The following is a 1,452-nucleotide window of genomic DNA, read 5'->3' as shown; positions in this document are numbered from 1 at the left end:
ACCGCCCGTGCGGCTTCACGGACCTGACGTGTGGCGGCGTCGACCTGCTCAGAGGCTCTGGCGATCGCCTCCATGCCGCCGGCGATCGTCGTGACACCATGGGCGGCCGTGTGCATGCTGCCCGACATCTCCCGGGTCACCGCCGATTGCTCCTCAACCGCCGCAGCGATCGCCGCCGAGACCTCGTCGAGGGATCGGATCGTGCCCTGGATCGCGCCGATCGCGTTCACCGCCTCACGCGTAGCCGCCTGGGTCGCGGCGATCTGCGCCCGGATCTGATCGGTCGCCTTCGCGGTCTGCTCGGCTAAGGCTTTCACCTCGGAGGCCACCACCGCGAAGCCCTTGCCCGAGGCACCCGCGCGGGCGGCCTCGATGGTAGCGTTTAGGGCGAGCAGGTTGGTCTGCGAGGCGATCCCCTGGATCATGCTCACCACCTCGCCGATCTGCGTCGCCTGCCCGCTCAGGCCCTCGACGATGCCGCTGGTATGACGCGCCTGCTCGACCGCCTCGCCGGCCATGCGCGCGGCGTGGCTGACCTGCTGGCTGATCTCGCCGACGGACGCCGATAGCTCCTCCGCACCCGAGGCGACACACTGGATGTCGTTCGAGACCTGTCCGACCGTGCCGGCCGCCTCGGCAGTCTGGCGCGTCACGGCCTCGACCGCGGTGCCGATCGCGTCGAGGTCCGTGCCGATCGTCCGCTGCGCCGCGGCCCGACGTTGGCGATCCTGCACCTGCGCGGTGATGTCGGCGGCGAACTTCACCACCTTGAATACCACCCCGTCCTCGTCAGTGATCGGGTTGTAGCTCCCCTGGATCCAGACCTCGCGCCCGCCCCGGGCGATGCGCCGGAACTCGCCCGCCGCGAACTCCCCGCGCCCCAGCCGATCCCAGAACCCGCGGTAGGCCACCCCGGCCTGTTCGGCCGCATCCACGAACATGCTGTGGTGACGGCCCCGGATCTCCTCGAGCCGATAACCGACTGTGTCGAGGAAGTTCTGGTTGGCGTCGAGGATCGTGCCGGTCGGATCGAAGGCGATCACCGCCTGCGAGCGGTGCAGGGCCGCGATCTGGCCATCGCTATCCAACGCGTGCATCTTCTGCGCGGTGATATCGGCGGCGAACTTGACGACCTTCACGACGCGGCCGGCCCGGTCGAGCACGGGATTGTAGCTCGCCTGGATCCAGACGATCCGACCGCCCTTGGCGACGCGCTTGAACTCAGCGGATTGGAAGGTGCCCCGGCCCAGGACCTCCCAGAACGCGCGGTACTCGGCGCTAGCGCGGTAGCGTGCCTCAACGAACATGCCGTGGTGCTGTCCCTGCACCTCGGGCAGCGTGTAGCCCATGGCCGTCAGGAAGTTGGCGTTGGCGGTAAGGATGGTGCCGTCGGGGGCGAACTCGATGACCGCCTGCGAGCGATCTAGCACGTCGAGCTTGGCTGCCTGATCG

The 1,452-nt window shown here is 68.8% G+C and carries 1 protein-coding gene; it reads right to left on the bottom strand.

Annotated features, from left to right (window positions below; translation table 11 throughout):
* A partial coding sequence (locus tag MKL01_RS09695; protein WP_243905009.1) for a methyl-accepting chemotaxis protein occupies positions 1-1,452 on the bottom strand: 1,452 nt, incomplete at both ends.

The sequence above is a fragment of the Methylobacterium sp. J-070 genome (genome assembly GCF_022829385.1).
In the GTDB taxonomy this organism is placed as follows: domain Bacteria; phylum Pseudomonadota; class Alphaproteobacteria; order Rhizobiales; family Beijerinckiaceae; genus Methylobacterium.
Note: the sequence above shows the minus strand (reverse complement) of the source record. Positions and strands in the feature narration are given on the sequence as shown.